This is a genomic window from Streptomyces spirodelae, from assembly GCF_017676385.1.
GTDB classification, from domain to species: Bacteria; Actinomycetota; Actinomycetes; order Streptomycetales; family Streptomycetaceae; genus Streptomyces; species Streptomyces spirodelae.
In genome coordinates this window covers 192,120-217,919 of record NZ_JAFFZN010000003.1, presented here as the reverse complement: position 1 = coordinate 217,919, position 25,800 = coordinate 192,120, and the positions used below count along the sequence as shown (strand labels likewise).

Here is a 25,800-nt window from a genome sequence, read left to right as displayed (position 1 = left end):
GATAGCGTCACTACTGATAGTTGGACTATCTATCATGATTGAGGGAGGGTGCAAGTGCCGTCCTGCAGAGTGGAGAAGGGAAACGGATGCGCATCGCGGAGCTGAGCCGACTCAGCGGGGTGCCCGCGCCGACGATCAAGTACTACGTACGGGAGTCACTGCTGGCGCCCGGCGAGCGCACCAGCCGCAACCAGGCGCAGTACGACGAGCGGCACGTGACCAGGCTCCGGCTCATCCGTGCCCTGCTGGAGGTGGGCGGCCTCTCGGTCGCCGCCGTACGCGATGTCATCGCCGCACTGGACAGCCCGGAGACCGGCACCCACAAGGTGCTCGGCGCGGCCCAGCAGACCGTCACCGCCACCGGGGTCGCCGGCCACCACGACGAGCCGTGCCACCAGGAAGCGGTCGCCGAGATCCGGGCGCTGGTCGAGCGGCAGGGCTGGACGGTCTCCGAACACAGCCCTGCGCTGACTGCCGCGGCCGAGGTGCTGGGTGCCCTGCGGCGACTGGGCCAGGACGACTTCGCCGACCGGCTCGACGCCTACGCCCGCGCGGCGGACGCCGTGGCCGCCACCGATCTGGAGATCGTCCGCAAGCGGCCGGACGCCGACTCCATGGCCGAGGCGGTGATTCTCGGCAACATCCTGGGCGACGCCCTGCTCGCCGCACTGCGCCGGCTGGCCCAGGTCCACCGCTCAGGACGGCTCTTCGAGTAGGACCTCACTCCCTCGTGAGCCGTACCTCCCAGTCGCCCTCCGCCGTGCGGCCGGTGACCTGGATGCGGAGCGCGTCGCGACGGTCGGACCAGCTCTCGCCGACACCGAGCGGCGCGTCGGCGAGCCGGCTGTGCACGGAGGTCTCCCGGCAGCGGGAGGTTCCCGGGTGCCCGTCGATCACCTCCACCGGGCCGTGGGTGGAGGGGGTGTCGCTGTGGACGCGGTAGATCAGCAGGCCCTGGGCGCACGAACCCCGGTCGTTGCCGGTGCGCTCGCGGACCTCCATGGCCAGCGCGTGCTGCGCGCCGGTGCGCAGGACCAGGAGCCGGACACCGTCGGGCTCCGCGGCGGCGGGTGCCGCCGCGGGGCGCCGCACCACCCGGTGGAGCGGCGCCCGGCGCGCGGGCGCCGTCAGCGGCCGCAGGGTGTACTCGGAGCGTGGCGGCCCGCCCCCGGCCGCACGGGCCTCGGGGCCCGCCGCGTCCCCGGTCAGCGGGAGGCAGGCCACGTTGGACCGCGCCAGCCAGCCCAGCTTCCACTTGTGCCAGCCGAAGGGCTCGGGCGACAGACCGAACTGGCTGCCCATCAGATCCCAGTCGCCGACCCTGGTGTCCCAGTCGGCCTTGCCGTCCGAGGGGCGCTGGTAGAGGTCGGGCAGGTCGAAGAGGTGTCCGGTCTCGTGGGCGAGGACGTTGCGGTCCGGTGGACTCTGTTCGAACACGGTGACCAGACGGCGGAGTTCCGTCCCGTCCGCGGTGAGCGGCTCGTCGAGGTTGACGACTTTTGTGGCGTCCGGGTCCACCCCGGGCGCGTCCGGGTCCGCGATGAGGTAGACGACGTCGTAGCGGCTGAAGTCCACCTGCGGGTCGGCGGCCGCCACGGCGTCCCTCAGGTAGGAGTCGCGCAGGTCGGAGTCCCAGTCCCGCTCCATGCCGTACGCCGTGGCGGGCCGGGGCAGTTCGATCCAGCGGCCCACAGGGCGTGGCCGCAACCGGAACTTTCCGTAACTCGCCCGCTCGAAAAAGTCGGATGTGGCAGGGAAATGGTCGTTCACAAGCTCGCGAGGGGTGGCCATGGGGGTCGCATCGGGGAAAGAGAGAAAGAGAAGGGCGGCATCGAGCGTCCCCTCGGGGCGCGGATAGGAGGCGTTCCAGGTGTCCAAACCCAGCGAGTGGTGCGCGTCGGTGCGAGGCAGAGCGCACGACATGTCCGCCGCAACGGAATGTACGGGGCCGGCCACGAGCCCGAAGCCCATGAAGGCGGTCAGCGCCATCACGACGGCCCCCACCCGGTGCCGGACACCGGGCCCGAGGCAGTTCGCGCCGCGCCCGGGGCGACGCGGGGGAAGGTTTTCAACTCCCCCGTGTTCCGACACACGCACCACGCGAAGACCTCACCGGAAGAGGAGGGGCGGACCCTCCCCAGGCTCACCCCGTATGTCCGGCTTTGCCCTGTTTCAGTAGACCGGATGAGTCAACCGCAATATGACTACTCCCAGTAACAGTCGGTCGTTAGCGGTCATGGCGCTCTCAGCCCTGGAGCAGAAACGGTCACCCTCGCGCGCGAGCCGGCCCACCGGCCGCCCGGCCGACCGGAAGCCCCAGCGGAGACACTGGCTCCGCTCTTGCGCCAACCTCTATGATCGGCACATTTCCAGCGCGGATCCTCCTCTGGGCGGCCCACGGCAGCCGGCCGACCGATCCGCACGAGACGAGCCCCCCGCGGAGCGATCGGTGAACGGACCCCTCGAAGGACCGGGCAAAGACTCCGGCGAAGCCCTCGTAACCCAACCCCAAACCATCACGGAAAGTAACCACAAGCGCTGGCGACGGCGCGCACACAACGGGCACAGCGAGAGCGACTTCCGGGCCGCCTTCCACGCGGCACAGCTACCGATGGCCATCGTCGACCCCAACGGCCGGGTACTGACGGCCAACCGCGCCCTGGGCGCCCTGCTCGGCGCCGAGGCGCACCGGCTGACCGGCCGGCCCATCGCCGAACTGGCAGGGCTCGGCCTGGACGGGCGGGTACGCAGCGCCTACCACGAGGCGCTGCAGGGCCGCACCGACCGGATGTCCTGTACCCGCAGGCTCAAACACGCGGACGGCCACACCCTGTGGGCCGAGATCACCGTGACCCCCACCTCGCGCGGCGGCGAGGCCCTGCTGTCCATCGCGGACATCAGCGAGCGCCGCGACCTCCAGGAGCGGCTGCGCCACCTCCAGATGCACGACCCGGTCACCAGGCTGCCCAACCGGACCCTCTTCTTCGAACGGCTGGCCGGAGCGCTGGCCGAATCGGCGACCGGCAGGACCGGGCTGTGCTACATCGACCTGGACGGCTTCAAGGCCGTCAACGACACCCTCGGACACCGCATCGGCGACAGCCTGCTGGACGCGGTGGCGCAGCGGCTGACCCAGTGCGCCGAGGCCGGCGGCGAGGAGTGCGGCGGCCATCTGGTCGCCCGGCTCGGCGGCGACGAGTTCGCGCTGCTGGTCGAGTCCTCCACCGGGACCGAGCAGCTCACCCAGCTCGCCCAGTCCGTGCTCGCCGCGCTCCAGCGCCCGTTCGACCTGGCCGGACAGCGGCTGGCGGTCTCCGCCAGCATCGGCGTCGTCGAGCGCGAGACGGCGGGCACCACACCCACCGAGCTGATGCAGGCGGCCGACACCACGCTCTACTGGGCCAAGGCCGACGGCAAGGCACGCTGGACCCTCTTCGACCCCGAGCGCAACGCGCACCGGATGACCCGGCAGGCCCTCTCCTCCACCCTGCGCCGGGCCGTGGAGCGCGGCGAGTTCGTGCTGGAGTACCAGCCGATCGTGGGCTTCGCCGACGACATGCTGCGCGGAGTCGAGGCGCTGGTGCGCTGGCGGCACCCGCAGTTCGGCACGCTGGGACCTGACCGGTTCATCGGCCTCGCCGAGGAGAACGGCGCCATCGTGCCGCTGGGCCGCTGGGTGCTGGAGGAGTCCTGCCGCCAGGCCCGGCGCTGGATGCGGCAGCATCCGGGGCCGCCGCTGTATGTGAGCGTCAATGTCGCGGTACGCCAGGTGTGGGACTCCGACCTGGTGCGGGACGTGGCCGACATCCTGGAGAAGACCGGTCTGCCCGCCGGGCTGCTCCAGCTGGAGCTGACCGAGTCGGCGGTGATGGGCTCGGCCGGGCGGCCCCTCCAGGCGCTCCAGGCGCTGTCGGAGATGGGTGTGCGGATCGCCATCGACGACTTCGGCACCGGCTACTCCAACCTCGCCTACCTCAGCCGCCTCCCGGTACGCGCGCTCAAGCTCGACGGCACCTTCGTCCGCGGCTTCCGTACGGCCCGGCACCACAATCCCGCGGACGAGACGATCGTGACGGCCCTGGTCCAGCTCGCCCACAAGCTGGGCCTGACCGTCACAGCCGAGTGCGTGGAGGGCCCGGCCCAGGCCGAACGGTTGCGCAGGATCGGCTGCGACACCGGCCAGGGCTGGCACTACGCCAAACCCATGGAGGCCGACCGCATCTCGGAGCTGCTGGTGTGGTCCCCGCCGGCGGCGGGGAGCGCCTGACCTGCCGGGCCGTTCGCAACGGCCCGGCAGCGGCCCTCACAGGCCGTAGGCGTCGGCTATCAGCTCCAGGGAGCGCACCCGGACCTCGGGCGTATGGGCGTTGGCTGTGAGCATCAGCTCGTCGGCGCCGGTGCGCTTGACCAGCGCGTCCAGGCCCTCGCGTACGGCGTCGGGGGTGCCGTAGGTGACGTTGCCGAGCCAGCTGTCGACGAAGTCGCGCTCCACGGGGCTGAAGGGGTACGCCTCGGCCTCCTCAGGGGTGGGGATCAGCCCCGGCCGACCGGTGCGCAGTCGCACCATGGACAGGGCCCCCGTCAGCACCTGGCGGTGGGCCTCCTTCTCGTCCTCGGCGGCCAGCGCTGCGGCGCCGATGAGCGCGTACGGCTCGTCCAGCACCGCTGAAGGCCGGAACGTCTCGCGGTAGAGGTCGAGGGCCGGCAGCGTGTTGGCGGCCGAGAAGTGGTGCGCGAAGGCGAACGGGAGGCCCAGCTGCCCGGCGAGCTGGGCGCTGAACCCGGAGGAGCCCAGCAGCCACACCGGCGGCCGGTGCGCGGCCGCCTTCGCCGCTGTACCGCGTGCCTGAACAGGCCCGGGAACGGCGTGGATACGGGCGTAGCGGTGGCCGTCGGGGAAGTCGTCGTCCAGGAACCTGACCAGCTCGGCGAGCTGCTGCGGAAAGTCCTCGGCGCCCTCGCGCAGTCTCTCGGTGCGGCGCAGGGCGGCCGCCGTCGCCCCGTCGGTGCCCGGAGCGCGGCCCAGACCCAGGTCGATCCGGCCCGGCGCCAGCGCCTCCAGCGTGCCGAACTGCTCGGCGATCACCAGCGGCGCGTGGTTGGGCAGCATGACCCCGCCGGAGCCCAGCCGGATACGGCCGGTGTGCGCGGCGAGGTGGGCGAGGATCACCGCGGGCGAGGAGCTGGCGACGCCCGGCATGGAGTGGTGCTCGGCCACCCAGTAGCGGGTGAAGCCGCGGCTGTCGGCCAGCGCGGCCATCCGGGTCGAGGCCGCCAGCGCGTCCCCTGCCGTGTATCCCTCGCCCACGTTCACCAGATCGAGGACGGAGAGCGGCACGGGGGCCGTGCCCCGCGCCGTGCCCCGGATGGTCCCGGTCGTCGGCTCCCCGCTGGGCCGCGCGCCCGCGGCCTGTGTCTCGGCGCCCTGTGCGTCCTCGTCCGGCTGGCTCACGATGGCTTCGCCCTTCTCCCGCGTTCCGGTACGCGGCCCCGACCCCCGGAGTGCGGGGCAGGGCCACGAGCCGGTTCAACGCGTCAGGGGCCCGCTGTCTTCCCGGCCGGAGGCTGGGGGAGCAGTTCCCCGCGCCCCTTGCGGGGCGCGGGGAACTGCCTCAAGAGAAGAGGGCTCCCAGTGCTGGGCAGTGGACCTTCAGGTCCAGCAGCCGCAGCCCCTCCTTGGCGGTGACCTGGTTGGCGGTCAGCACGGGCTTGCCCAGCTCGGCCTCCAGGGCCGGGATGTACGCGGCGGTGTGCAGCGCGGTGTCCGGCAGCAGCACCGCCTGCGCGTCGGGGTGGTCACCGCCGCGGGCCAGGGCCAGCACCTCCTCCTCGCCCCAGGTGCCCACCTCGGCCGCGGTGATGATGCCGCTGCCACGCATGGCGACCACCTCGGCGCCCGCCGCCTTGAGGAAGCCGGTGAACAGCTCGGCGACGTCCTCCGGGTAGGTCGCGGCGATGCTGACGCGTTCGACGCCGAGGTCGCGTACGGCGTGGGCGAAGGCGAAGGATGTGCTGGAGGCGGGCAGCCCGGCCGTCTCCCCCAGCTCGCGCACCTGCTCGTGCGCGCCCTCCCAGCCGAAGACGAAGCTGGCGCTGGTGCAGGCCCAGACCACGGCCTGGATGTCGTGGCCCTTGACCTCCTCCACCTTGGCGGCGAGCCGCGCGGCCGAGCCCATCTCCAGCAGCGCGTCCACCCGGTGGGCGTCCTCGCCGATGTCGGTGTGCACGAGCGGCAGCCGTACCTCGGCGCCCGCCTCGGCGAGGATGCGCTCCAGCCTCGGGTAGTCGTCCTCGGCCGAGTAGCCGGGGTAGAGGAATCCGACCGCCGGTGCCGATGCCGCCTGTGCCATCTACGCCTCCTGTGCGTGCTCAGAGCTGGGTGGTGGGGGTGTGTGTGCCGGGTGTGTGAGGGAGGACCGGGCACGCGCGCACCTGGCGTACGCGCGTACCTGGACCGCCGAACTGCCGGTGGCGGTACGGCGGTTGAGTCGTGCGGTCGGGTCGTTCGGAAAGGACGGAAGACCGGAAGGACGGGAGCGGGGTGCGGCTCAGGCCGGGGGCTGGGGGCCGCCCCACTCCTCCGGATGACCGGGCTGCCCGTAGCCGAGCTCCGAGGTGCCTTCCAGCGGCTCGGCCGACTCGGTGCCGGCGCCCGCCAGCGCGGCCTCCGGCTCGTGCTTCTGCTGCTCCTCCGGCTCGACCAGGCCGTCCGTCTCATGAGCCACCGGCTGGCTGCCGGTGGTGGACGTCATGGCGGCCGGGCCGCGTCGGGCGACCGGGTCGAGGAGCGCCTGGTAGGGGCCGACCGCCTGTTTGCCGACCGACCGCAGCGCCGCCCACATGGTGACCTGGTTGGCCGAGAGCACCGGCATCCGCAACTCGGCCTCCAGCTGCGGGATCACGTCGTAGGTCGGCAGGTTGGTACAGGAGATGAACAGCGCGTCCGGCGCGTCCACCACCGCCTCCCGCGCCATGTCGACCACGTCCCGGTAGGCGACCCGCCAGATCTCCCGGGTGAGTCCCATGTAGCAGCGCCCGGTGATGCCGATGCCGGCCTCGTCCAGGTACTCCTCGAGGGAGTCGGTGACCGACTTGGTGTACGGGGTGACGATGGCGATGCGCCGCGCGTCGATCTCACGCAGCGCGTCCAGGAGCGCACCCGAGGTGGTGAGCGCCGGTACATCACCGGCCTCGGCCATGGCCGCCGCCATGGCCCGCTCGCCGGCCGTACCGCCCACGAAACTGCCCGACGTGCAGGCGTAGGCCACCACCTCGGGAGCCACCGCCGTCAGTGCCCGTACCGCCTCGCGCAGCGTCTCGTGCTCGCTGACCAGGCGGGCGAGGTCCAGGCTGACCTCCACGGGAACGAAGGGAGTTCGAGTCAGATGCAAGGACACGTCGTCCGGCACCCAGCGCCAGAGCTCACGGTCCAGTGCGAAGTCGAAGGGAGCGACGATTCCCACGCCGCGCTGCGGCAACGGTCCGCCGAGGAAGGAGACGTCCATTTCGGGCCCCAAAAGAACGGAGGGGAAGGCTCATGGCCAGAAGGCCCCTGAGTCAAGGGAAGTCAGAGGAAAAGCAAAGCCGGTCAGAAGCCGGGACGCCGGGACAGATGTCTTTGTTGACGAAGGTAGTTTCTGCTCCCTACCGTGGTCAATCCCGCCAATGAGGCTGGTTCCCGTCCCTCCCCCGGCTCACTCGTTCAGCCAACCGTCCCTGCGTTTCGAAACGGTTTCCTGCCTATGTCCGAAACCTGCGTTCTTGTCCTCGACGCCGAGCCGCTTCCCCGGCTCGACCGACTCGCGGGACGCGCGCGCGTCGTCCATGCCGACGAGAAGACTCTCGCCGACCAACTACCCGAGGCCGACGTCCTGTTGGTCTGGGACTTCCTCTCCGACGCGGTGCGCGAGGCATGGCCGGGAGACGGCCCGAGGCCGCGCTGGGTGCATACGCCCAGCGCCGGAGTCGACCGGCTGCTCCCGGAGCTCGCCGACGGCCGGGACACCGTCATCACGAATGCACGAGGGGTCTTCGACCGGCCCATTGCCGAATACGTCCTCGGGCTCGTACTGGCCATGGCCAAGGACTTCCGTGGCACATGGGAATTGCAACGACAGCGGCGCTGGCGGCACCGGGAGACATTCCGGGTCGGCGGAAGTCGCGCCACGGTCGTCGGGTCCGGGCCGATCGGCCGGGAAATCGGGCGCGCGCTGCTGGCACTCGGTGTCAAAGTCGACCTCGTCGGCCGGACGGCCCGCGACACCGACCCGGAATTCGGGCAGGTCCACGCCACCGCCGCGCTGCCCGGGCTGCTCGGCGAGGCCGACTGGGTCGTGTGCGTGGCCCCGCTGACCCAGGAGTCGACGGGCATGTTCAACGCCGGGATGTTTGCTCGGATGAAGCCCGAAGCGCACTTCGTGAACGTCGGCAGAGGGGCGCACGTGGTCGAGGAGGACCTGGTGGACGCGCTGCTCGAGCACCGGATCAAGGGCGCGGCGCTGGATGTCTTCGCCGAGGAGCCGCTGCCTGCCGACAGCAAGCTGTGGGACGTTCCCGGGCTGCTCATCTCGCCGCACATGAGCGGCGACACGGTCGGCTGGCGCGACGACCTCGCGGAGCAGTTCCTCGACAACTTCGACCGCTGGGAGGCGGGCGAGCCACTGCTCAACGTCGTCGACAAGCACCTCGGCTACGTGCCGACGTCCCCGGCGGCACCGCCGAACTGACCCGGCCCAGGGCGCCGGCGGGCCGGACGGGGGCACCCCGGTGTCCCGTCCGGCCCCACCGGCAGCCCACCGGGCCACGTCCCGGCGGCGGGCGCGGGAACGCGCCCGGCACCGGGCAACGAGGACGTGCCTCCGGCACCGGGGCGCGCTCCGGGCACCGGGGGCCGGGTCCGGTTCCCGGTGCCCGGACCTGGGTCCGGGGCGCGCTCCTCGTACGGGGGTGCGCCGGTCTCACCCATGCGGGGTCACGGGTCACCGGCCCCCCGCCCGCGGTCCTCATCCGTTCGGTTCTTCCCCGGTTCGCACCGGGCTCTCCTCCGGGCCACCTGGCACCGGCTCCGGCCGGGTCGCGTGGCACCGGGTCGTTCTTCACGCCTTGGGTGCGGTGCGGGCCCGGGGCTCGTCGTCCTGTGGCAGTCCGCCTCGCGGGTGCCCTGGTCTCTCGGGAGGTTTCGTCATGTCCGATCTCAACGCCCTGACCGCGACCCAACTCGTGGCGGGGTACGAAACGGGGGACTTCACCCCCGTGGAGGTCACCCGGGCGGCGCTGGAGCGCGCGGCGCAGACCCAGGAGCGGGTCAACGCCTTCGTCCGTATCGACGACGAGGACGCGCTGCGGCAGGCCGAGGAGTCCGCGGGGCGCTGGCGGCGCGGCGAGCCGGCGGGTCCGGTGGACGGGGTGCCGGTGACCGTGAAGGACATCCTGCTCCAGCGCGGCGGACCCACCTTCAAGGGTTCCTGGGCGGTGGACGAGGCCGGGCCCTGGGAGGAGGACGCGCCCTCGGTGGCCAGGCTGCGGGAGAGCGGCGCCGTCTTCCTGGGCAAGACGACGACGCCCGAGTTCGGCTGGAAGGGCGTCACCGACAGCCCCCGGCACGGCGTCACCGGCAACCCGTACGCGCCGGACCGCACAGCCGGCGGCTCCAGCGGGGGCAGCGCGGCAGCCGTCGCCACCGGGGCCGGGCCGCTGTCGCTGGGCACCGACGGCGGCGGGTCGGTCCGCATCCCCGCCTCGTTCTGCGGGATCTTCGCGCTGAAGCCCACCTACGGGCGGGTGCCCATCTACCCGGCCAGCGCTTTCGGCACCCTGGCCCACGTCGGCCCGATGACGCGGGACGCGGAGGACGCGGCGCTGCTGATGGACGTGATCAGCGCGCCGGACCCGCGCGACTGGTCGCACCTGGGCCCTGTGCCGCACAGCTTCCGCGGCGCGCTGGCCGCCGGAGCCGAGGGGGTGCGCGGGCTGCGGGTGGCCTTCTCGCCCGACTTCGGCGGCCGGGTGCGGGTCGAGCCGCAGGTCGCGGCGGCGGTACGGACGGCGGTGGCGAAGCTGGAGGAGCTGGGCGCTGTCGTGGAGGAGGCCGATCCCGGCTTCGCCGATCCCGTGGAGTCCTTCCACACACTGTGGTTCAGCGGTGCGGCGCGGGTCACACAAGCTTTCAGCCAAGATCAGCGCAAGTCTCTGGACCCGGGTCTGCAGGAGATCTGCGCGGACGGCGCGTCCCGCAGCGCGCTCGACTACCTGGCCGCCGTGGACGAGCGGATGGACCTGGGCCGGCTGATGGGCGCCTTCCACGAGCGGTACGACCTGCTGGTGACGCCGACGATGCCGATCACCGCCTTCGAGGCGGGGGTCGAGGTGCCGGAGGGCTCCGGGCTGCAGCGGTGGACCGGCTGGACGCCGTTCTCCTACCCGTTCAACATGACGCAGCAGCCGGCCGCCTCCGTACCGTGCGGCGTGGACGAGGCGGGTCTGCCGATCGGGGTCCAGCTGGTGGGGCCCCGGCACGCGGACGCCTTGGTGCTGAGCGCTTCGCACGCGCTGTACGAGGCGGGGGTCACGGCGCGGGTGCCCTCGGCGCTGGGCTGAGCCACCGGCCTCGGGCTTCCGGGCCCGTCGGTGGATTCCGGGCCCGTTGGGGGGCTGCCCCCCAACGGGCTGCGCCGGTCGGCCGATCAGCTCGGCCGGCCGGTCAACGCATTCAGGCGCGTCGGAAGTTGAGCGTCTCGCCGACGGCGCCGGAGCGCCACAGGTCCTGGCACGCCTCGGCCATGTCGTCGAGTCCCTCGACGATCTGGCCCCAGACGATGCCGGGGACCCATCCGGCGTCGCCGTTGATCAGCAGGTTGTTGCGCTCGTAGAAGAGCGCCAGGTCGACGACGGTGGAGTGCTCGACATGTGCCGCCTGCGCCCCTTGCTGTTCCGCCGCGGCCTCGTACCCGTATCCCGGAGTCGCCAGCTGGGTGCTGGTGAAGGTGAAATAGCAGAGGTCACCTGGGATGGGGGTAATGGTCGGATTCTCCAGCGGCGGCTCCTGGGGGGCGAAGGGGGGAATGAGGGCATAGATCTCGTTACGCGCGTACTTCGCGTGGTAGACATCGCCGCCCAGCGGCAGTGCGTCCCACACCGCCGCGCAAGTGATCGGTGCGCGGTCGTCGAGCAGCTTTGCCGTGCAGCTCACTCCCCGCTTGTCCAACGACACTTCAATGAAGCGCTCAGCCATCGTGCCTCCGCACCAGGGTGGTCATTTACCCGCTAATGGTGACGCAGATGTCACCCCGAGCGCGACCCCATAACGGCTTGAAAATATCCGCATATCTTCAGCACGGCTGGGTATGCGCGCGCCCATGGCTCCACCACTGAGGAACAACACGGCAGGTGCCGGGAGACGTTTGAGCCGTCGGTCGCTGCTCGCTGGAGCGGCGTCCTTGAGTGCGGTGAGTGCGCTCGGCGCAACGACCGCATGCAGCCGGGTGTCCAGCGCGGACACCGAGAACGGGGGAGATCTTCTGGAGCGGCTGAGGGCCCAGGGAACGGTGAAACTGGGCCTCGCCGGTGAACAGCCGTACAGCTACATCGACAAGGACGGCGAGCTGACGGGGTCATCGCCGGCGATCGCGCGCACCATCTTCAAGAGGCTGGGTGTCGAGCACGTCCAACCCTTCCCGACCGAGTTCAACTCGCTGATCCCGGGTCTCAACTCGCAGCAGTTCGACGTGGTCGCGGCGGGTATGTACATTACGCCCGATCGGTGCAAGCAGGTCCTGTTCGCCGACCCCGAGTACGAGATGCGCGACGCGTTTATCGTGCGCAAGGGGAATCCGAAGGACCTGCACAACTACGAGGACATCAAGAAGAGCGGCGCCAAGATGGCCACCGGCACCGGGTACGCGGAAATCGCGTACGCGGCCGAGGTGGGCATCAAGGAGTCGGAAATTCTTCTGCTGCCCGACCAGCTCGCCGGACTCCTTGCCGTGGAACAGGGCCGCGCCGATGTATTCGCCGGTACGGCTGTCACTGTTCGCAACGTCGTCAGGCAGACCAAGAGCCGGAAGGCCGAGTTCACCGACGCTTTCACACCGAAACTGGACGGAAAGCCCGACCTCGGCACGGGCGCGTTCGCGTTCCGTAAGACGGAAACAGAACTCCGGGACGCGTTCAACCGTGAGCTGCGCAAGATGAAGAAGAGCGGTGAACTCCTCCGCCTCATGAAGCCCTTCGGCTTCCTGGAGGACGAGATGACCGAAAAGACCGCGAAGGAGCGTTGCGCATGACGGACCTCACCGCGGGCTTGTGGGGACTGCTCCTTGAGGGCGTCTGGGTCACCGTCCAGCTCACCGTCTTCAGCGCGGCGCTGGGCGCGTTCGTCGCCTTCGTGGTGGGCGTCGCCAGGACGCACCGGCTGTGGATCGTCCGGTTCCTCTCCGGCCTCTACATGGAGATATTCCGGGGCACCTCGGCCCTGGTACTGATGTTCTGGATCTTCTTCGTGCTGCCGATGGCCTTCGGCTGGCAGTTGGTGCCGATGTGGGCCGCGGTGCTCGCGCTCGGCCTGTCGTACGGCGCCTACGGCTCGGAGATCGTGCGCGGCGCGCTGGCTGCCGTGGCGCCCGCTCAGCAGGAGGCGGGGATCGCGCTCAGCTTCTCGCCCTGGCAGCGGCTGACGAAGATCCTGCTTCCGCAGGCGTGGCCGGAGATGATCCCGCCCGCCAACAACCTGCTGATCGAACTGCTCAAGGGCACCGCCCTGGTGTCCGTGCTGGGCGTCGGCGACATCACCTTCGGGGCCGCTCTGGTGCGCAACGCGCTGGGTGAGAGCGCCCCGGTCTACACGATCATCCTGGTCATGTACTTCATCCTGGCGTTCCTGCTGACGCGTGTGATGCGCGCCGTGGAGCGGAAGGCCAAGGCGGGCATCGGCCAGGCCCCGGAGAAGGGCGTAGGTGTGCTGCGCAAGCTCAACATCCGGCAGCAGACGGAGACGTCCGGCGACTTCTCCAGTGCGGGAGGTGCCTGATGACGTGGGACTGGTCCGCTGTCGGTGACTTCATGCCGCGCTTCTGGGACGGCGTGCTCGTCACGCTCCAGGCGCTGGTACTCGGCTCCCTCATAGCCTTCGCCCTCGGCCTGATATGGGCGATGGCCCAGCGCTCGCCGCTGAAGGTGGTGCGCTGGCCCGTCGTGGCCGTCACCGAGTTCATCCGCAACACACCGCTGCTGGTGCAGCTCTTCTTCCTGTTCTACGTACTGCCGGAGTGGGGCGTGACGCTGTCCGCGCTCACCACCGGTGTCGTCGGCCTCGGTCTGCACTACTCGACGTACACCGCCGAGGTCTACCGCGCCGGTATCGACGGGGTCCCGGTGGGCCAGTGGGAGGCGTGCACGGCACTGAGCCTGCCGCGCAGCCGCACCTGGGGCGCCGTCATCCTGCCGCAGGCGATCCGGCGCGTGGTCCCCGCGCTGGGCAACTACGTGATCGCGATGCTGAAGGACTCGCCGATGATCGCGGTGATCGGCGCGCTCGAAATGCTCGGCCAGGCCCGGCAGTTCACCGCGTCCACCTTCCAGCCGACCGAACCCATCACCGTGGTCGGTATCGCCTTCATCCTCATCGCCTACCCGGCTTCCCTGCTGATGCGAGCCCTGGAGCGTCGTCTTGTCCGCTGAGAAGAACCCGAGCACGACCGCGAACGGCGGTACCAACCCCGCCGTCGACGGCAGCGAACTGATCAAGTTCGACAACGTGACCAAGCGCTACGGCAGCAACGTGGTGCTGGACAACCTGTGTTTCGACGTGTCGTCCGGCAAGCACGTCACCCTCATCGGCCCCTCCGGCTCCGGCAAGACCACGATCCTGCGGCTGCTGATGACCCTGGTGAAGCCCGACGAGGGCACCATCAAGGTGGCGGGCGACTACCTCTCCCACGAGGAGAAGAACGGCAAGCTCGTGCCGGCGGGCGAGCGGCACCAGCGCGAGGTGCGCAAGAACATCGGCATGGTCTTCCAGCAGTTCAACCTCTTCCCCAACATGAAGGTGCTGCGCAACATCACCGAGGCGCCGGTGCATGTGCTGGGGCTGGGCAAGGACGAGGCCGAGCAGCGCGCCCGTGAGCTGCTGGAGATGGTGGGTCTGACCGACCACATCGACAAGTACCCCAGCCAGCTCTCCGGCGGTCAGCAGCAGCGGGTGGCCATCGCCCGCGCGCTCGCGATGCGTCCGCAGGTGCTGCTGCTGGACGAGGTCACCTCCGCGCTCGACCCGGAGCTGGTGGCCGGGGTGCTGGACGTGCTGCGGGACATCGCCCACTCCACGGACATCACCATGCTCTGCGTCACGCACGAGATGAACTTCGCGCGGGACATCTCCGACGACGTGCTGATGTTCGACGCGGGCCGGGTCATCGAGTCCGGCGCCCCGGAGAAGATCTTCACCGACCCGGAGCACGAGCGGACCAGGGAGTTCCTCAGCGCCGTCCTGTGACCGGTGAGCCGGTGTTCCCGGTCGCCCCCCACCCCCCACCGCCCCCCACGGCCGTACTCCGAGCCCGCACCGCACTCGCGGTGCGGGCTCGGTGCCGGAAACGCCCGGAAAGCCCGGCGGGGGGCGCATCCGGGGGCGCGCCAGGGGGCGCATCCAGCCGTCTGGCATATGCCGATAGCGGTAACAGCCCCGTTCCGGGATCGGGTTGACCGCTATCGTGAGATATGAAGCCGTGACCGCACGAAGCGGTAACGGTACCAACAGTCACAACCTCCAGGGGGACACCGTGACGCCACTCCAACCACCCTCAGGCCCGTCCGAGGAGCCCGGTCGGGAGCCGGTCACAGCCTTCGGCTCGGTGCGGCACGCCCTGCGGGTGCTGGAGACGGTCTCCCGGTACCGGGACGGCATCGACGAGGACGCGATAGCGCGCCGGACCCAACTGCCGGCCGGCCAGTTGGACCAGCTGCTGCGGATGCTGTGCCGCGAGGGCTATCTGGCCCGGCTCGAGGACGGCTCCTATGTCGTCGGGGAGGCTCTGGTGCTGCTGGGCTCGGGTGTGGGCCGGGCCCGTGCGCTGCGCGAACGGCTCCAGGCCACCCTGGACGAGCTGCGCGACACCGTGGGTGCTGCCGTCTATTTCGGCCGCTATCAGGACGGCGAGCTGGAGAGCACCCAGGTCGCCGACGGCCCCACGACCCCGGCGGTCAACCAGTGGGTGGACTTCCGCTCGGCCGCGCATGCGACCGCGATCGGAAAGTGCCTGCTCAGCCAGCTCGACCACGACCGCAGACTCGACCACCTCTCCCGGCACAAGACCCCGCGCCTCACCTCGCGGACGATCACCGACGAGCGGCTGCTGCTGACGGCGCTGGACCGGCAGCCACCGACCGTTCCGGTGCTCGACCTCCAGGAGTACGCCGTGGGCACGGTCTGTGCGGCGGTTCCGGTCACCGCTGGCTCCGCGGTGAGCTGTCTGGCGCTCTCCCTCCCCGTCGCCCAGGCGCACCGGCTGCGCAGAGCCGCGGAGGAGCTGAGCCGGCGGGCGGCACCGGTGATGCTGTCGCTGGCGATCTGAGGCCCTCGCGTGCTCGCGGCGGGCGCATACGACAGTGGCCCCCTTGGGAACCAAGGAGGCCACTGTCATCTGTACGCCGCCAGGGACTCGAACCCCGGACCCGCTGATTAAGAGTCAGCTGCTCTAACCAACTGAGCTAGCGGCGCCCGTCGCCGTTTCCGGCTGACGAGAAGAAATACTACCCCCTCCGAGAGGGTGCTGGTGACCACCGCCGGCGGCCCCGCGCACGGCGTGCCCCGCTGTGACCTGTCTCACAACGTCCGTCTCACAGCGCCCGTCTCACAGCGCCCGTCTCACAGCGCCCGTCTCACAGCGGGAGCGTCAGGCCGGGTTCCCTGCGCCGCAGCGAGCCCGCCAGCAGCAGTACGGCGCCCGCCAGCGCCCAGCCGCCGAGCACCAGCAGCGGAGTGCCGAGCGCGTTGCCGGAGAAATAGACGATGTTGCGTACGGCAGTGGTCCCGGCGCCCGTGGGAATCCAGTCGCCGATGGCCCGCCAGAACGAGGGGATCAGGTGCTCCTGGAAGGCGCCGCCCGCGCTGGGGTTGCCCAGCACCACGAAGATCAGCACCGCCACCCCGATACCCACGATCCCCAGGAACGCCTCCAGCGCCAGCGTGCACGCCGCGGTGCCGAAGACCAGCAGCGCGCCGACCCACCACAGCGCCACGAAGTGCCCGGGCAGCGCGTGCAGCACCGGGTCCACGATGATCGCTCCGCCGAGCCCCGAGAGGACGGCGTACGCCGCCGCGCCCGCCAGCCGCAGCGCGCCCAGCTCCGGACGGGCCGGGCGGGTCCCGGCCAGCACCCCCATCAGCGACGCCAGCAGATAGCCGCCCACGAGCCAGCCGACGATGAGGTAGAAGGGGGTCAGACTCTCGTAGTCCTGCTCGCCCGCCGGCGCGATGTCGACCATCTTCAGCCGCCTGTCCTGCTCGGCGGCCACCCGCTCGCCGACCCTGCGCAGCGCTTGGGCCTGCGGGCCGCCCGCGCCGGAGGCGACCAGCAGGGTGTCACGGGCGCCGCTCGGGTCCATCAGATAGGCGCCCTCCGCCTCGCGCTTCCGGACGCGTTCGCGGGCCGCCCGCTCGTCGTCGACGACGGTGACCGACAGCGGGTCCCCGGGCAGCCGGTCGAGCCGGTCGGCGGCCTTCTGGGGCGCGACGACGGCGACCGGGATGCCCTGTGGCCGGGGGTGGTGGAAGGAGCCGATGTAGGAGAGCAGAAAGCCCAGCTGGACGGCGAGCACCCCCACGACGAGCGCGAGAGTGCCGGGCGTGAGCGCGCCGCGGCCGCCGGCGCCGGGGGTTGCGTGGTGCATGGACGACATGGAATGCATTCCCTTATCGATCCCTTTGGGAGCAAGAGCCTCCATCCATACCGCATCAGCCGCTTCATCCCCCGCCGTTGGGGTTCCGGGCGCGCCGTACCGCGGCGTCGCATGGCGCGGAAGGGCGCCATCGGCCAGACTCATGGCCATGCCCGAACTCCTGACCCGTCCGGCCCTGGGCCGCGCCCTGCTCGCACGCCAACTTCTCGCCGAACGCGCCAAGATGCCGGTGCGGGAGGCGGTCGAGCACCTGGTCGGCATCCAGGCACAGGCGCCCAAGCCGCCCTACTTCGCGCTGTGGAGCAGGCTGGACGGCTTCGACCCGCAGGAGCTCTCGCTGCTGCTGGAGAGCCGCGAACTGGTGCGGCTCAGCGTGATGCGCGGCACCGTCCACCTGGTCAGCGACCGCGACGCGCTCCAGTTGCGCGCCCTCACCCAGCCGCTGCACGATGCCGCGGTACGTACCAACCTCGTCAAACAATTGGGCGGCGAGGACCCCGGGCAGGTGGCCGAGGCAGCCCGCGAACTGCTCGCCGAGCAGCCGTTGACCGGCAGCGAACTCGGCGTCCGCCTCCAGGAGCGGTGGCCGGGGGTGGAGGCCCGCGCGCTGGCGATGACGGCTCGCTATCTGCTGCCACTGGTGCAACTGCCGCCGCGCGGGCTGTGGGGGCGCTCGGGGCAGCCGGTGGTGGACACCGTCGAACGGTGGCTGGGCCGGCCACTGGCGGCCGAACCGGGTGTGGAGACGATGGTGCTGCGCTATCTCGGCGCCTTCGGCCCCGCCTCCGTACGGGACGCGCAGGTCTGGTCGGGGCTGACCCGGCTCGGCGAGGTGCTGGAGCGGCTGCGCCCCCAGTTGCGGATCTTCGCCGACGAGACGGGCCGCGAGCTGTTCGACCTGCCCGACGCGCCCCGGCCCGGACCCGAACTCCCGCTGCCGGTGCGCTTCCTGGCCGAGTACGACAACATCATCCTCTCCCACGCCGACCGCACCCGCCTCCTGGACGAGCCGGTACGCCGCGCCCTGGCGACCAAGAACGGCCAGGTGCCCGGCACCTTCCTGGTGGACGGCCGGGTCCGCGGCACCTGGAAGGCGGACACCAGCCGCCGGGCCGCGACCCTCACGCTCACCCCCTTCGGGCGGCTCGACGACGAGACGGAACAGGCGCTGGCGGAGGAGGGCGAGCGGCTGCTGGCCTTCGCCACCGACGGCCGCCCTGGACCGCACCCGGTCACCTTCGCCGCACCCCACCCGGAGGGGCCCGCGTAGGCTGGCGCCGAAGGGCGGTGCGGGCCCGGGGACGGGGCCCGGGGGCAGGCCCGGGTGAAGGAGGCACAGGGTGCGCAGCCGGGGAAGGCTCGGGGAGATCCAGGAGCGGATCAAGAGGCTGATCATCGAGGAGCGGCTGCCGCCCGGCGCCCCGATGCCCACCGAGACGGAGCTGATGGAGCGGCTCGAGGTCAGCCGCAACTCCGTCCGCGAGGCGCTCAAGGCGCTCCAGGCCATGGGGATCGTGGAGATCAGACACGGCTTCGGCACCTATGTGGGCGCGATGTCCATGGCTCCCATGACCGAGGGCCTGTCCTTCCGTACGGTCGCCGGGCACTACCGGGGAGAGGACAGCCTGCTGCAACTGCTGGAGCTGCGCGAGGCGGTGGAGACGGGGCTGATGGCGCGGCTGGCCGCCGAACGCGGCGGACGGGGCGCCGGAGCCGAGCAGTTGGCTCAGCTGGAGCGGCTGGTCGACCGCATGCGGCAGGAGGCCGAGGACGGGCAGGTTCGGGCCGAGACCGACCGGGCCTTCCACTCGGCGCTCTACGCCGGGCTGGGCAACTCGCTGCTGAGCGAGGTGCTGGACGCCTTCTGGGACGCCTTCCACCGGGTGCGCACGGATCTGGCCGAACTGCGCCCCGACCCGAGGATGACCTGGCAGCAGCACGCCGCGATCCTGGACGCCGTCCGGGACGGTGACATGCCGCGCGCGGAAGAGGCCGTCCGCGCCCACTTCGGCAACATCCGGGAACGGCTCCGTTCGAGCACCTCGGACGCCGCCACGCGGCAGCCACAGTTTGATGACTCCTCCATCACATCTGCCGCTTCCATAACGCCCCAACGGCGTTAAACCGCCCCTTCCGCACTTGCGTTCATGTGTCAAGTTGTAGAACCTGACGTGCGGTTACCGATCGGTCCGTACCGTGCTGCGGGGACACGGGACACGGAGACCGGATACACCGCGCCCTGAGCGGGGGCAGACAAGGCGCGGGTTCGGCACGAGAGCACGCCGGATACGAGCGTGCGGGGGGACAGAAGCATGACCACGCCGCGCATGAGCGGCCCGCAGCCGCAGGGGCCCGACGACCAGGACGACCCGACGCGGACAGCACAGCTGCGCATACCCAGGCCGCCGATATCCGACGGCGGCCGACCCTCGCAGCGTTTACTCGCCCCGCACCGCACCCGCTCCCGCAGACCCTCCCAGCACCCCTGGGAACGTGCGGCACCCCGCTACGACTACGAGCACTACAGCCGACTGGCCGGCCCGCTCACCCGGCCGGAACCCGGCAAGCCCTACCGGGTGCGGTACCGCAGCCTGCTGGCCGACGAGCCGCACCGGTTCCGCGCCGGTTTCCTGCTCTGTCTGGCCCCGCTGCTCTCCGCCGGACTGCTGATCTGGCTGATGCAGCCCGACCACTGGACGCGCCGCGACGCAGGCGAGGTCTCCGACCTCGTACTCAAGCTGGACGTCGTCATGCTCGTGTCGATCGGCCTGATCGAACTCTTCCGCACCCTCAACGTCCTGTCCAACGCGCACGCCACGCTGGTGGCCCGTGACCCGGTGCCCGTGGTGCCCGAGGCCGGCACCCGCGTCGCCTTCCTCACCTCGTTCGTGCCCGGCAAGGAGCCGATCGAGATGGTCACCAGGACCCTGGAGGCAGCCGTACGGGTGCGGCACCGCGGCACCATGCACGTATGGCTGCTCGACGAGGGCGACGACCCCGAGGTCAAGGAGGTCTGCCGGCGCCTGGGGGTGCACCACTTCTCCCGTAAGGGAGTCGCCGGCTGGAACACCGCCAAGGGCGCCTTCCGGGCGAAGACCAAGCACGGCAACTACAACGCCTGGCTGGACGCGCACGGCGACGACTACGACTTCTTCGCCGGGGTCGACACCGACCACGTACCGCTGCCCAACTACCTGGAGCGGATGCTCGGTTACTTCCGCGACCCGGACGTGGGCTTCGTCATCGGCCCGCAGGTCTACGGCAACTACGACAACTTCGTCACCAAGGCCGCCGAGAGCCAGCAGTTCCTCTTCCACGCCCTCATCCAGCGCGCCGGCAACGCCTACGACGCACCGATGTTCGTCGGCACCAGCAACGCCGTGCGCGTCACGGCGCTGAAGTCCATCGGCGGCCTGTACGACTCCATCACGGAGGACATGGCCACCGGCTTCGAGATGCACCGCCACCGCAACCCGGCCACCGGCAACAAGTGGCGCTCCGTCTACACGCCCGACGTGCTCGCCGTCGGCGAGGGCCCCAATGCCTGGACGGACTTCTTCACCCAGCAGCTGCGCTGGTCCCGGGGCACCTACGAGACGATCCTGAAGCAGTACTGGCGCGGCCTGGGCTCCATGCCGGCGGGCAAGCTGTTCAACTACACGCTGCTGATGCTCTTCTACCCGGCTTCGGCGCTCAACTGGATCCTCGCCGCGCTCTCCTGCGCCCTCTTCCTCGGCATGGGCGCCTCCGGTGTGCAGATCGACCCCACCATCTGGATGGCGCTGTACGGCAACGCCACCGCGCTCCAGATCGGGCTGTACATCTGGAACCGGCGGCACAACGTATCCCCGCACGAGCCGGAGGGCTCCGGCGGGCTGGCGGGGATGCTGATGTCCGCCCTGTCGGCGCCGATCTACGCGCGCTCCCTCTTCGACACGGTGCTGCGCCGCAAGAGCAAGTTCGTCGTCACCCCCAAGGGCGACTCGGCCAGCCCCGACACGCTCTTCGGCACCTTCCGGGTGCACCTGTTCTTCATCGCGGTCTTCGGCGGCTCGCTCGTCGGCTCCCTCTTTCTGGGCCACGACCATCCGGCGATGCTCACCTGGGCCGCGCTCGCCCTGCTGATCACGGCTGCGCCGATCGTCGGCTGGCGGACCACCGTGCGCGCCGAGCAGCGGCGCCGCAAGGCGCGCAGGGCGCGCCGGAGGAGGGCCGCGTCCGCCTCCGCTCCCTCCGCCGCCGCGCCGGAACCCGCGCCCCCGTCCCAGTCCGCATCCCCGTCCCCGCCCCCGTCCGCACTTCTGTACGACCAGCACCTGCACACCGCGCTTGGGGGGCACGAGAGATGACATCCCGACGGAGCCGCCGCCGCGCCGCGAGCGCCAGGAAGCGGCGGGCCCGGCGCATAGCCATCGCCACGGCAGTCGTCCTGCTCATCGCCGGGTTCAACGGCCCGGCGCTGTACGGCTTCGCCTCGGCGAAGTACCACGAGTACGAGATCAACCAGCCCGAGTACAAGGCGGCGAAGGGTCACTGGCAGATCGTCGAGATTCCCGAGAAGTACCGGATCAACACGATCCACGCGGCGCTGCTGCACACCGGCAAGGTGCTGCTGGTGGCGGGCTCGGGCAACGACGCCAAGAACTTCAAGGCCAAGAGCTTCCGCACGGTGCTGTGGGACCCGGTGAAGAACACCTTCAAGAACATCCCCACCCCCAACGACCTGTTCTGCTCGGGGCACAACCAGCTCCCCGACGGGAAACTGCTGGTCGCGGGCGGCACCCAGCGCTACGAGACGCTCAAGGGTGACGTGAAGAAGGCCGGCGGGCTGATGTTCCTCTACAACGAGAACCCCGACCGGCCGAAGACGATCAAAAAGGGCACCCGCTTCACCGGGCGGAAGAGCGGCAAGACGTTCGTCGCCCAGCACACCGTCCTGCTGCCGCGCGCGAAGAAGGTGAAGGACCCGGAGACCGGCAAGGTCGACACCGTCCACAGCGTCACCCGGGTCTACGCCGAGGCGGCGGAGGAAGGCCGGAAGTACCAGACGGGCACCGAGGACAAGTACACGGTCGCCGGTCTGACCGGCGCGTGGAAGAAGAACGTCTACGGCATCGCCCAGAAGATGTCCTTCGACAAGAAGGACTTCCAGGGCATCAAGGACGCCTACGAGTTCGATCCCGTGGCCGAGCGCTACATCACCGTGGACCCGATGCACGAGGCACGCTGGTACCCCACTCAGCTCACCCTCCAGGACGGCAGGGTGATGACCGTCTCGGGACTGGACGACATCGGCCAGGTCGTGCCCGGGAAGAACGAGATCTTCAACCCGAAGACGAAGAAGTGGCACTACATGCCCGAGACCCGCTTCTTCCCCACCTACCCGGGGCTGCACCTGATCGGTGAGAACCGAGTCTTCTACAGCGGCACCACCGCCGGCTACGGCCCCGCCGACAAGGGCCGCACCCCCGGCATCTGGAACCTGGAGACGAACAAGTTCACCAAGATCCCCGGCATGAGCGACCCGGACGTCCTGGAGACGGCGATGTCCGTGCCGCTGCCGCCCACCCAGTCCCGTAAGTTCATCGTGCAGGGCGGCGGCGGAGTCGGTGAGTCCGACAAGACCACGGACAAGACCCGCATCGTGGACCTGTCCTCCGACACCCCCCGCTTCCACGACGGTCCCAAGCTGTACGACAAGGTCCGCTACCCCAGCAGCGTCATCCTGCCGGACGACACCGTGCTGACGACCAACGGCTCCGGCCGGTACCGGGGCAAGAGCGACAGCAACGTACTCAAGGCGGCCATCTACCACCCGAAGAGCAACAAGTTCACCGAGGCCGCCGCGCCGCTGGTCGGCCGCAACTACCACTCCGGTGGGCTGCTGCTGCCCGACGGCCGCGTGATGACCTTCGGCTCGGACTCGCTCTACGCCGACAAGGCGAACACCAAGCCGGGCACGTTCGACCAGCGGATCGAGATCTACACCCCGCCGTACCTGCACAAGGGGAAGCCCCAGCCGCAGTTGCGGCTTGCCGACGGCAACCCGGAGAAGCTGATGCCGGGCTCCCGGCTCTCCCTCAAGAGCAAGGACGCCGCCTCCCTGAAGCGGCTGCGGCTGGTGCGGCCCGGCTCCTTCACACACGTGACGAACGTGGAGCAGTCATCCGTGGCTCTGAAGATGAAGCGGTCGGCGGATGGAACGGTGACCACCACCATTCCGGACGATCCCTCCCTGGTGACACCGGGCTGGTGGATGGTCTTCGGCGTGGACGGGGACGGTGTGCCCTCGAAGGCCCAGTGGGTTCACGTCGGCGTCGACCCCGACGCGGCCCACGCCCCCGTCACCAGGGGCGACCCGAAGTAGCCGTTCCTGGTAGGGGCTGCCGCGGGATCAGGTCTCAGTGTTTCGGGTCAGTTCCAGGGCGTAGGACGGCCACCAGGCACCGGCCTTGGGGCCACCCCGGCACTCGCCGTCCGACTCACCGGGCCGTTTGACCCACAGAAAGGCGTCCACCACCTCGTGCCCCGTCCGGGTGGTGGGCGCCTCGCCCAGCGCCCGACCAGGCGGGTTGCACCAGCTCTCCTCGGCGTCGCTCTCCAGCGGCCCGTTGCCGTTGCGGCTGGTGTCGACGACGAAGTGCTTGCCGCCGACCATTGAGGACAGCCGTTTGCCGTAGGCGATGTTCGAGGCGGTGGTCTGGAAGTTGGAGACGTTCAGCGCGAACCCGTCGGCCTCGGCGATCCCGGAGCGGTTGAGCGGCTCGACCAGCGCGCCGGGGTCGCGGACCCAGTCCGGGTTCCCGGCGTCCAGATAGACCTTTGTCCGCGGCAGCTCCTTCAGCTTGGTGACAGCGGCGTCGAGGAGCTGGAGGCGCTCCTTCCGCAGCCGTGGCGAGGCGCAGTCGCCGGACACCGTGTGGGCGAGCGCGTCCGGCTCCACGATCACCGTGGCGCTCCGCTCTCCGATGCCCTTGGCGACGCCGTCCAGCCAGTCGCGGTACGCCGCCGCGTCCTGTGCGCCGCCCTTGCTGTACTGCCCGCAGTCGCGGTGCGGCACGTTGTAGAGGACGAGCAGCGCCTCGCGCCCCGCATCGGCCGCGGCCTCGGTGACACGGGCCGTGTGGCCGCGCGGGTCCTTCGCGTCGATCCACTCGGCCACCGGCTGCGCTGCGATCTTCTTCAGCTGCGCGGCCTGTGCGGACTTGCCGTCGTCCGCGTAGGTCCTGGCCTGCCGGGCGGCGTTGCTCTTCGGGTCCACCCAGTAAGGGGTCACGGACTTGGGGCGCTGCCGCACCGTGGGACCCGGCTGTGTGTCACCGTCGTCCGGGCCACCGCTCGACGACGAGCAGCCGGCCAGCAGCAGGACTCCTGCCAGCGCGCTCCCCGCGAGGGCCCGGGTGCGGGCGCACGCCGTACGCGCCGAACGCACCCCGCGCGCCGTGCGCGCTGCGCGTGCCGCCCGCGCGCCGTCGTTGGCGCTGCCGTACATCCACTCCCCTTCGGCTGTACTCAGCTGTGTTCCCGGCCACTCCGACCGGGTCTTATCGTGTCACAACTCCCCTGACGCACGGCTTTGTTCGGCCCATGACCACACCCGTTGTGACGGAGCCCTTATTGACAGTGCGCATGTCAGGCTGGGAGCCTCCGGGACGGCACACTTCCATATTGAGGCGACAGAGCTCAGGAACCCGGTGCGACTCCGGGACGGTCCCGCCACTGTGTCCGCGGCCCCCAACGGCCGCGGGAGTCAGGAACTGACCTGTCGCTTCTCCACCGATGGGGCGTGGAAACCCCAGGAGGAGGCATGCGGATGTCCCCGCACACCGCCGGCACGACCGTCGCACCCGAGACCGCCGCCGCACACCCGGCGACCGTCAGGACCCGTGACTGGCTCATCGTCGCCGCCGCCGCGATCGTCGCACTGATCGCGCTGTACGCAGTCTTCGTCGACAACGGCAACCTCGTCTCCGCCACCGGCTCCTATCTGCACGAGTTCTCGCACGACGGCCGTCACCTGTTCGGCGCCCCCTGCCACTGACCGATCGGGGGTCGCCCGTCATGTCCGTCTCCGCACAGCCAACTCCCTACCCCCTGCTGCCCATGCTCGGCCGCGGTCTCGCGGCCGGCGGGATCGCGGGGCTGGCCTCGGGCCTGTTCGCCCTGCTGCTCGCCGAGCCGCTGATGGACCGGGCCATCCGGCTGGAGGAGAAACGCGCGGCCGCCGAGACCGCCGCGCACACCCACTCCGGGCACTCGGGGCACAGCCACGCCGCCGAGGCCGAGGAGCTCTTCAGCCGGAGCACCCAGCACCTCGGGCTGGTGGTCACCGCCGTGGTGGCCGGTCTCGCCATCGGGGTGTTCTTCACCCTCGCCCACGCCCTGGTGCACCGCTCGGCACCCCGGGACGACGGCCGCGGATGGCAGCGCGCCATGGGTCTGGCCGGCGCGGGCTTCCTCGCGCTGTCCCTGCTCCCCGCACTGCGCTACCCGGCCAACCCGCCGGGCGTCGGCGACGGCGGCACCGTCACCGAGCGCCAGGGACTGTGGGTGGCCGCACTGGTCATCGGCGTACTGGGAATGGTGCTGGCGCACCAGGTGCACCAGCGGCTCGGGCAAGCCGGGCACGGGCTGCCGGTACGCCAGTCGGGCGCCGCGGCGGCCGTCGTCGCCACCCTGGCGGCGCTCTTCCTGCTCCCGGACAACCCGGACGCGGTACCGGTGTCCGCCACGTTGCTGTGGGACTTCCGGGTGCTCTCGCTGGGCGGCCATCTGGTCCTGTGGGCCGTGCTGGGCGCCGCGTTCGCGGCTCCGGCCCTGCGCGGGCAGCAGCGACCGGCCGACGGCGAGAAGCCCGTCGCGCGGCAGACCGCGGCCTGAGGCGCGGGCGCTCCCCCGCCCGCCGCG

General features: G+C 70.6%; 22 protein-coding genes, 1 tRNA gene and 1 riboswitch. Of the genes, 15 read left to right on the top strand and 8 right to left on the bottom strand.

The window, feature by feature from the left end:
• The first annotated feature begins 86 nt into the window (after positions 1-86).
• On the top strand, positions 87-716 hold the full coding sequence (locus JW592_RS05155; protein ID WP_209263661.1) for a MerR family transcriptional regulator: 630 nt from the start codon (positions 87-89) through the stop codon (positions 714-716).
• 4 nt (positions 717-720) lie between these two features.
• On the opposite strand, the gene JW592_RS05150 is transcribed toward JW592_RS05155, so the two are convergent.
• On the bottom strand, positions 721-1,989 hold the full coding sequence (locus JW592_RS05150; protein WP_209263811.1) for a M6 family metalloprotease domain-containing protein: 1,269 nt from the start codon (positions 1,987-1,989) through the stop codon (positions 721-723).
• Between the two features lie 460 nt (positions 1,990-2,449).
• Between JW592_RS05150 and JW592_RS05145 the strand changes: the two genes are divergently transcribed.
• On the top strand, positions 2,450-4,267 hold the full coding sequence (locus JW592_RS05145; RefSeq protein WP_209263660.1) for a putative bifunctional diguanylate cyclase/phosphodiesterase: 1,818 nt from the start codon (positions 2,450-2,452) through the stop codon (positions 4,265-4,267).
• Between the two features lie 36 nt (positions 4,268-4,303).
• On the opposite strand, the gene JW592_RS05140 is transcribed toward JW592_RS05145, so the two are convergent.
• The 3 genes from JW592_RS05140 to JW592_RS05130 all read right to left on the bottom strand — a co-directional run bounded on the left by JW592_RS05140 (position 4,304) and on the right by JW592_RS05130 (position 7,505).
• Positions 4,304-5,368 carry an LLM class flavin-dependent oxidoreductase gene (locus JW592_RS05140; RefSeq protein ID WP_209263810.1) on the bottom strand — a complete coding sequence of 355 codons (1,065 nt, stop codon included), beginning with the start codon at positions 5,366-5,368 and terminating at the stop codon, positions 4,304-4,306.
• A gap of 244 nt (positions 5,369-5,612) precedes the next feature.
• Complete coding sequence (locus JW592_RS05135; RefSeq protein WP_209263659.1) at positions 5,613-6,350, bottom strand: maleate cis-trans isomerase family protein; 738 nt, start codon at positions 6,348-6,350, stop codon at positions 5,613-5,615.
• Between the two features lie 198 nt (positions 6,351-6,548).
• A complete protein-coding gene (locus JW592_RS05130; protein ID WP_209263658.1) occupies positions 6,549-7,505 on the bottom strand; it encodes a maleate cis-trans isomerase family protein in 957 nt (318 codons plus the stop codon).
• A 237-nt stretch (positions 7,506-7,742) separates the two neighbouring features.
• Here JW592_RS05130 and JW592_RS05125 point away from each other — a divergent pair, with 237 nt between their 5' ends.
• A complete protein-coding gene (locus JW592_RS05125; RefSeq protein WP_209263657.1) occupies positions 7,743-8,726 on the top strand; it encodes a D-2-hydroxyacid dehydrogenase in 984 nt (327 codons plus the stop codon).
• Positions 8,727-9,183: 457 nt separating this feature from the next.
• Positions 9,184-10,596, top strand: coding sequence for an amidase (locus JW592_RS05120; RefSeq protein ID WP_209263656.1), 1,413 nt, complete (start codon positions 9,184-9,186; stop codon positions 10,594-10,596).
• 112 nt (positions 10,597-10,708) lie between these two features.
• Here JW592_RS05120 and JW592_RS05115 read toward each other — a convergent pair whose 3' ends face one another.
• Positions 10,709-11,230 carry a DUF3830 family protein gene (locus JW592_RS05115; RefSeq protein WP_209263655.1) on the bottom strand — a complete coding sequence of 174 codons (522 nt, stop codon included), beginning with the start codon at positions 11,228-11,230 and terminating at the stop codon, positions 10,709-10,711.
• Positions 11,231-11,354: 124 nt separating this feature from the next.
• Between JW592_RS05115 and ehuB the strand changes: the two genes are divergently transcribed.
• The 5 genes from ehuB (at position 11,355) to JW592_RS05090 (ending at position 15,566) form a co-directional block, all read left to right on the top strand.
• Positions 11,355-12,281, top strand: coding sequence for an ectoine/hydroxyectoine ABC transporter substrate-binding protein EhuB (gene ehuB, locus JW592_RS05110; protein WP_209263809.1), 927 nt, complete (start codon positions 11,355-11,357; stop codon positions 12,279-12,281).
• Positions 12,278-13,024 carry an ectoine/hydroxyectoine ABC transporter permease subunit EhuC gene (ehuC, locus tag JW592_RS05105; RefSeq protein ID WP_209263654.1) on the top strand — a complete coding sequence of 249 codons (747 nt, stop codon included), beginning with the start codon at positions 12,278-12,280 and terminating at the stop codon, positions 13,022-13,024. The genes ehuB and ehuC overlap by 4 nt, the downstream gene beginning before the upstream one ends.
• On the top strand, positions 13,024-13,674 hold the full coding sequence (gene ehuD / locus JW592_RS05100; RefSeq protein ID WP_209263653.1) for an ectoine/hydroxyectoine ABC transporter permease subunit EhuD: 651 nt from the start codon (positions 13,024-13,026) through the stop codon (positions 13,672-13,674). The genes ehuC and ehuD overlap by 1 nt, the downstream gene beginning before the upstream one ends.
• Positions 13,664-14,488 carry an ectoine/hydroxyectoine ABC transporter ATP-binding protein EhuA gene (gene ehuA, locus JW592_RS05095; protein ID WP_209263652.1) on the top strand — a complete coding sequence of 275 codons (825 nt, stop codon included), beginning with the start codon at positions 13,664-13,666 and terminating at the stop codon, positions 14,486-14,488. Before ehuD ends, ehuA begins: the two co-directional genes overlap by 11 nt.
• A gap of 286 nt (positions 14,489-14,774) precedes the next feature.
• The gene (locus JW592_RS05090; protein ID WP_209263651.1) at positions 14,775-15,566 is read left to right on the top strand and encodes an IclR family transcriptional regulator; all 792 of its coding nucleotides are present in this window, start codon (positions 14,775-14,777) and stop codon (positions 15,564-15,566) included.
• Between the two features lie 72 nt (positions 15,567-15,638).
• Here JW592_RS05090 and JW592_RS05085 read toward each other — a convergent pair.
• Positions 15,639-15,712: transfer RNA gene (locus tag JW592_RS05085), tRNA-Lys, on the bottom strand.
• 161 nt (positions 15,713-15,873) lie between these two features.
• Entirely contained in the window at positions 15,874-16,884 is a 1,011-nt protein-coding gene (locus tag JW592_RS05080; RefSeq protein WP_209263650.1) for an ABC-2 transporter permease, read from the bottom strand.
• A 157-nt stretch (positions 16,885-17,041) separates the two neighbouring features.
• On the opposite strand from JW592_RS05080, the gene JW592_RS05075 reads away from it, so the two are divergent.
• The 4 genes from JW592_RS05075 to glxA all read left to right on the top strand — a co-directional run bounded on the left by JW592_RS05075 (position 17,042) and on the right by glxA (position 23,260).
• Entirely contained in the window at positions 17,042-18,163 is a 1,122-nt protein-coding gene (locus tag JW592_RS05075) for a winged helix DNA-binding domain-containing protein (RefSeq protein ID WP_209263649.1), read from the top strand.
• Positions 18,164-18,233: 70 nt separating this feature from the next.
• A complete protein-coding gene (locus JW592_RS05070; RefSeq protein ID WP_307805293.1) occupies positions 18,234-19,016 on the top strand; it encodes a FadR/GntR family transcriptional regulator in 783 nt (260 codons plus the stop codon).
• A gap of 189 nt (positions 19,017-19,205) precedes the next feature.
• Positions 19,206-21,242: a glycosyltransferase family 2 protein gene (locus JW592_RS05065; protein WP_209263648.1), complete on the top strand. Its 2,037-nt coding sequence runs from the start codon at positions 19,206-19,208 to the stop codon at positions 21,240-21,242.
• Positions 21,239-23,260, top strand: coding sequence for a radical copper oxidase GlxA (gene glxA / locus JW592_RS05060; protein ID WP_209263647.1), 2,022 nt, complete (start codon positions 21,239-21,241; stop codon positions 23,258-23,260). Before JW592_RS05065 ends, glxA begins: the two co-directional genes overlap by 4 nt.
• A 27-nt stretch (positions 23,261-23,287) precedes the next feature.
• Here the strand turns inward: glxA and JW592_RS05055 are convergent, their stop codons facing one another.
• Positions 23,288-24,385: a glycoside hydrolase family 6 protein gene (locus tag JW592_RS05055; RefSeq protein WP_209263646.1), complete on the bottom strand. Its 1,098-nt coding sequence runs from the start codon at positions 24,383-24,385 to the stop codon at positions 23,288-23,290.
• Between the two features lie 165 nt (positions 24,386-24,550).
• Positions 24,551-24,702, top strand: a riboswitch (adenosylcobalamin (AdoCbl) riboswitch).
• A 4-nt stretch (positions 24,703-24,706) separates the two neighbouring features.
• On the opposite strand from JW592_RS05055, the gene JW592_RS05050 reads away from it, so the two are divergent.
• Together JW592_RS05050 and JW592_RS05045 are read left to right on the top strand one after the other, a co-directional pair.
• On the top strand, positions 24,707-24,934 hold the full coding sequence (locus JW592_RS05050) for a CbtB-domain containing protein (protein WP_209263645.1): 228 nt from the start codon (positions 24,707-24,709) through the stop codon (positions 24,932-24,934).
• Positions 24,935-24,954: 20 nt separating this feature from the next.
• Positions 24,955-25,773 carry a CbtA family protein gene (locus JW592_RS05045; RefSeq protein WP_209263644.1) on the top strand — a complete coding sequence of 273 codons (819 nt, stop codon included), beginning with the start codon at positions 24,955-24,957 and terminating at the stop codon, positions 25,771-25,773.
• Positions 25,774-25,800 lie beyond the last annotated feature (27 nt).

Coding starts and splice junctions, on each gene's coding strand:
- JW592_RS05155 (WP_209263661.1), top strand. CDS start 87: ATGCGCATCGCGGAGCTGAGCCGACTCAGCGGGGTGCCCGCGCCGACG.
- JW592_RS05150 (WP_209263811.1), bottom strand. CDS start 1,989: ATGGCGCTGACCGCCTTCATGGGCTTCGGGCTCGTGGCCGGCCCCGTA.
- JW592_RS05135 (WP_209263659.1), bottom strand. CDS start 6,350: ATGGCACAGGCGGCATCGGCACCGGCGGTCGGATTCCTCTACCCCGGC.
- JW592_RS05130 (WP_209263658.1), bottom strand. CDS start 7,505: ATGGACGTCTCCTTCCTCGGCGGACCGTTGCCGCAGCGCGGCGTGGGA.
- JW592_RS05125 (WP_209263657.1), top strand. CDS start 7,743: ATGTCCGAAACCTGCGTTCTTGTCCTCGACGCCGAGCCGCTTCCCCGG.
- JW592_RS05120 (WP_209263656.1), top strand. CDS start 9,184: ATGTCCGATCTCAACGCCCTGACCGCGACCCAACTCGTGGCGGGGTAC.
- JW592_RS05115 (WP_209263655.1), bottom strand. CDS start 11,230: ATGGCTGAGCGCTTCATTGAAGTGTCGTTGGACAAGCGGGGAGTGAGC.
- ehuB (WP_209263809.1), top strand. CDS start 11,355: ATGGCTCCACCACTGAGGAACAACACGGCAGGTGCCGGGAGACGTTTG.
- ehuC (WP_209263654.1), top strand. CDS start 12,278: ATGACGGACCTCACCGCGGGCTTGTGGGGACTGCTCCTTGAGGGCGTC.
- ehuD (WP_209263653.1), top strand. CDS start 13,024: ATGACGTGGGACTGGTCCGCTGTCGGTGACTTCATGCCGCGCTTCTGG.
- JW592_RS05080 (WP_209263650.1), bottom strand. CDS start 16,884: ATGCACCACGCAACCCCCGGCGCCGGCGGCCGCGGCGCGCTCACGCCC.
- JW592_RS05075 (WP_209263649.1), top strand. CDS start 17,042: ATGCCCGAACTCCTGACCCGTCCGGCCCTGGGCCGCGCCCTGCTCGCA.
- JW592_RS05065 (WP_209263648.1), top strand. CDS start 19,206: ATGACCACGCCGCGCATGAGCGGCCCGCAGCCGCAGGGGCCCGACGAC.
- glxA (WP_209263647.1), top strand. CDS start 21,239: ATGACATCCCGACGGAGCCGCCGCCGCGCCGCGAGCGCCAGGAAGCGG.
- JW592_RS05055 (WP_209263646.1), bottom strand. CDS start 24,385: ATGTACGGCAGCGCCAACGACGGCGCGCGGGCGGCACGCGCAGCGCGC.
- JW592_RS05050 (WP_209263645.1), top strand. CDS start 24,707: ATGTCCCCGCACACCGCCGGCACGACCGTCGCACCCGAGACCGCCGCC.
- JW592_RS05045 (WP_209263644.1), top strand. CDS start 24,955: ATGTCCGTCTCCGCACAGCCAACTCCCTACCCCCTGCTGCCCATGCTC.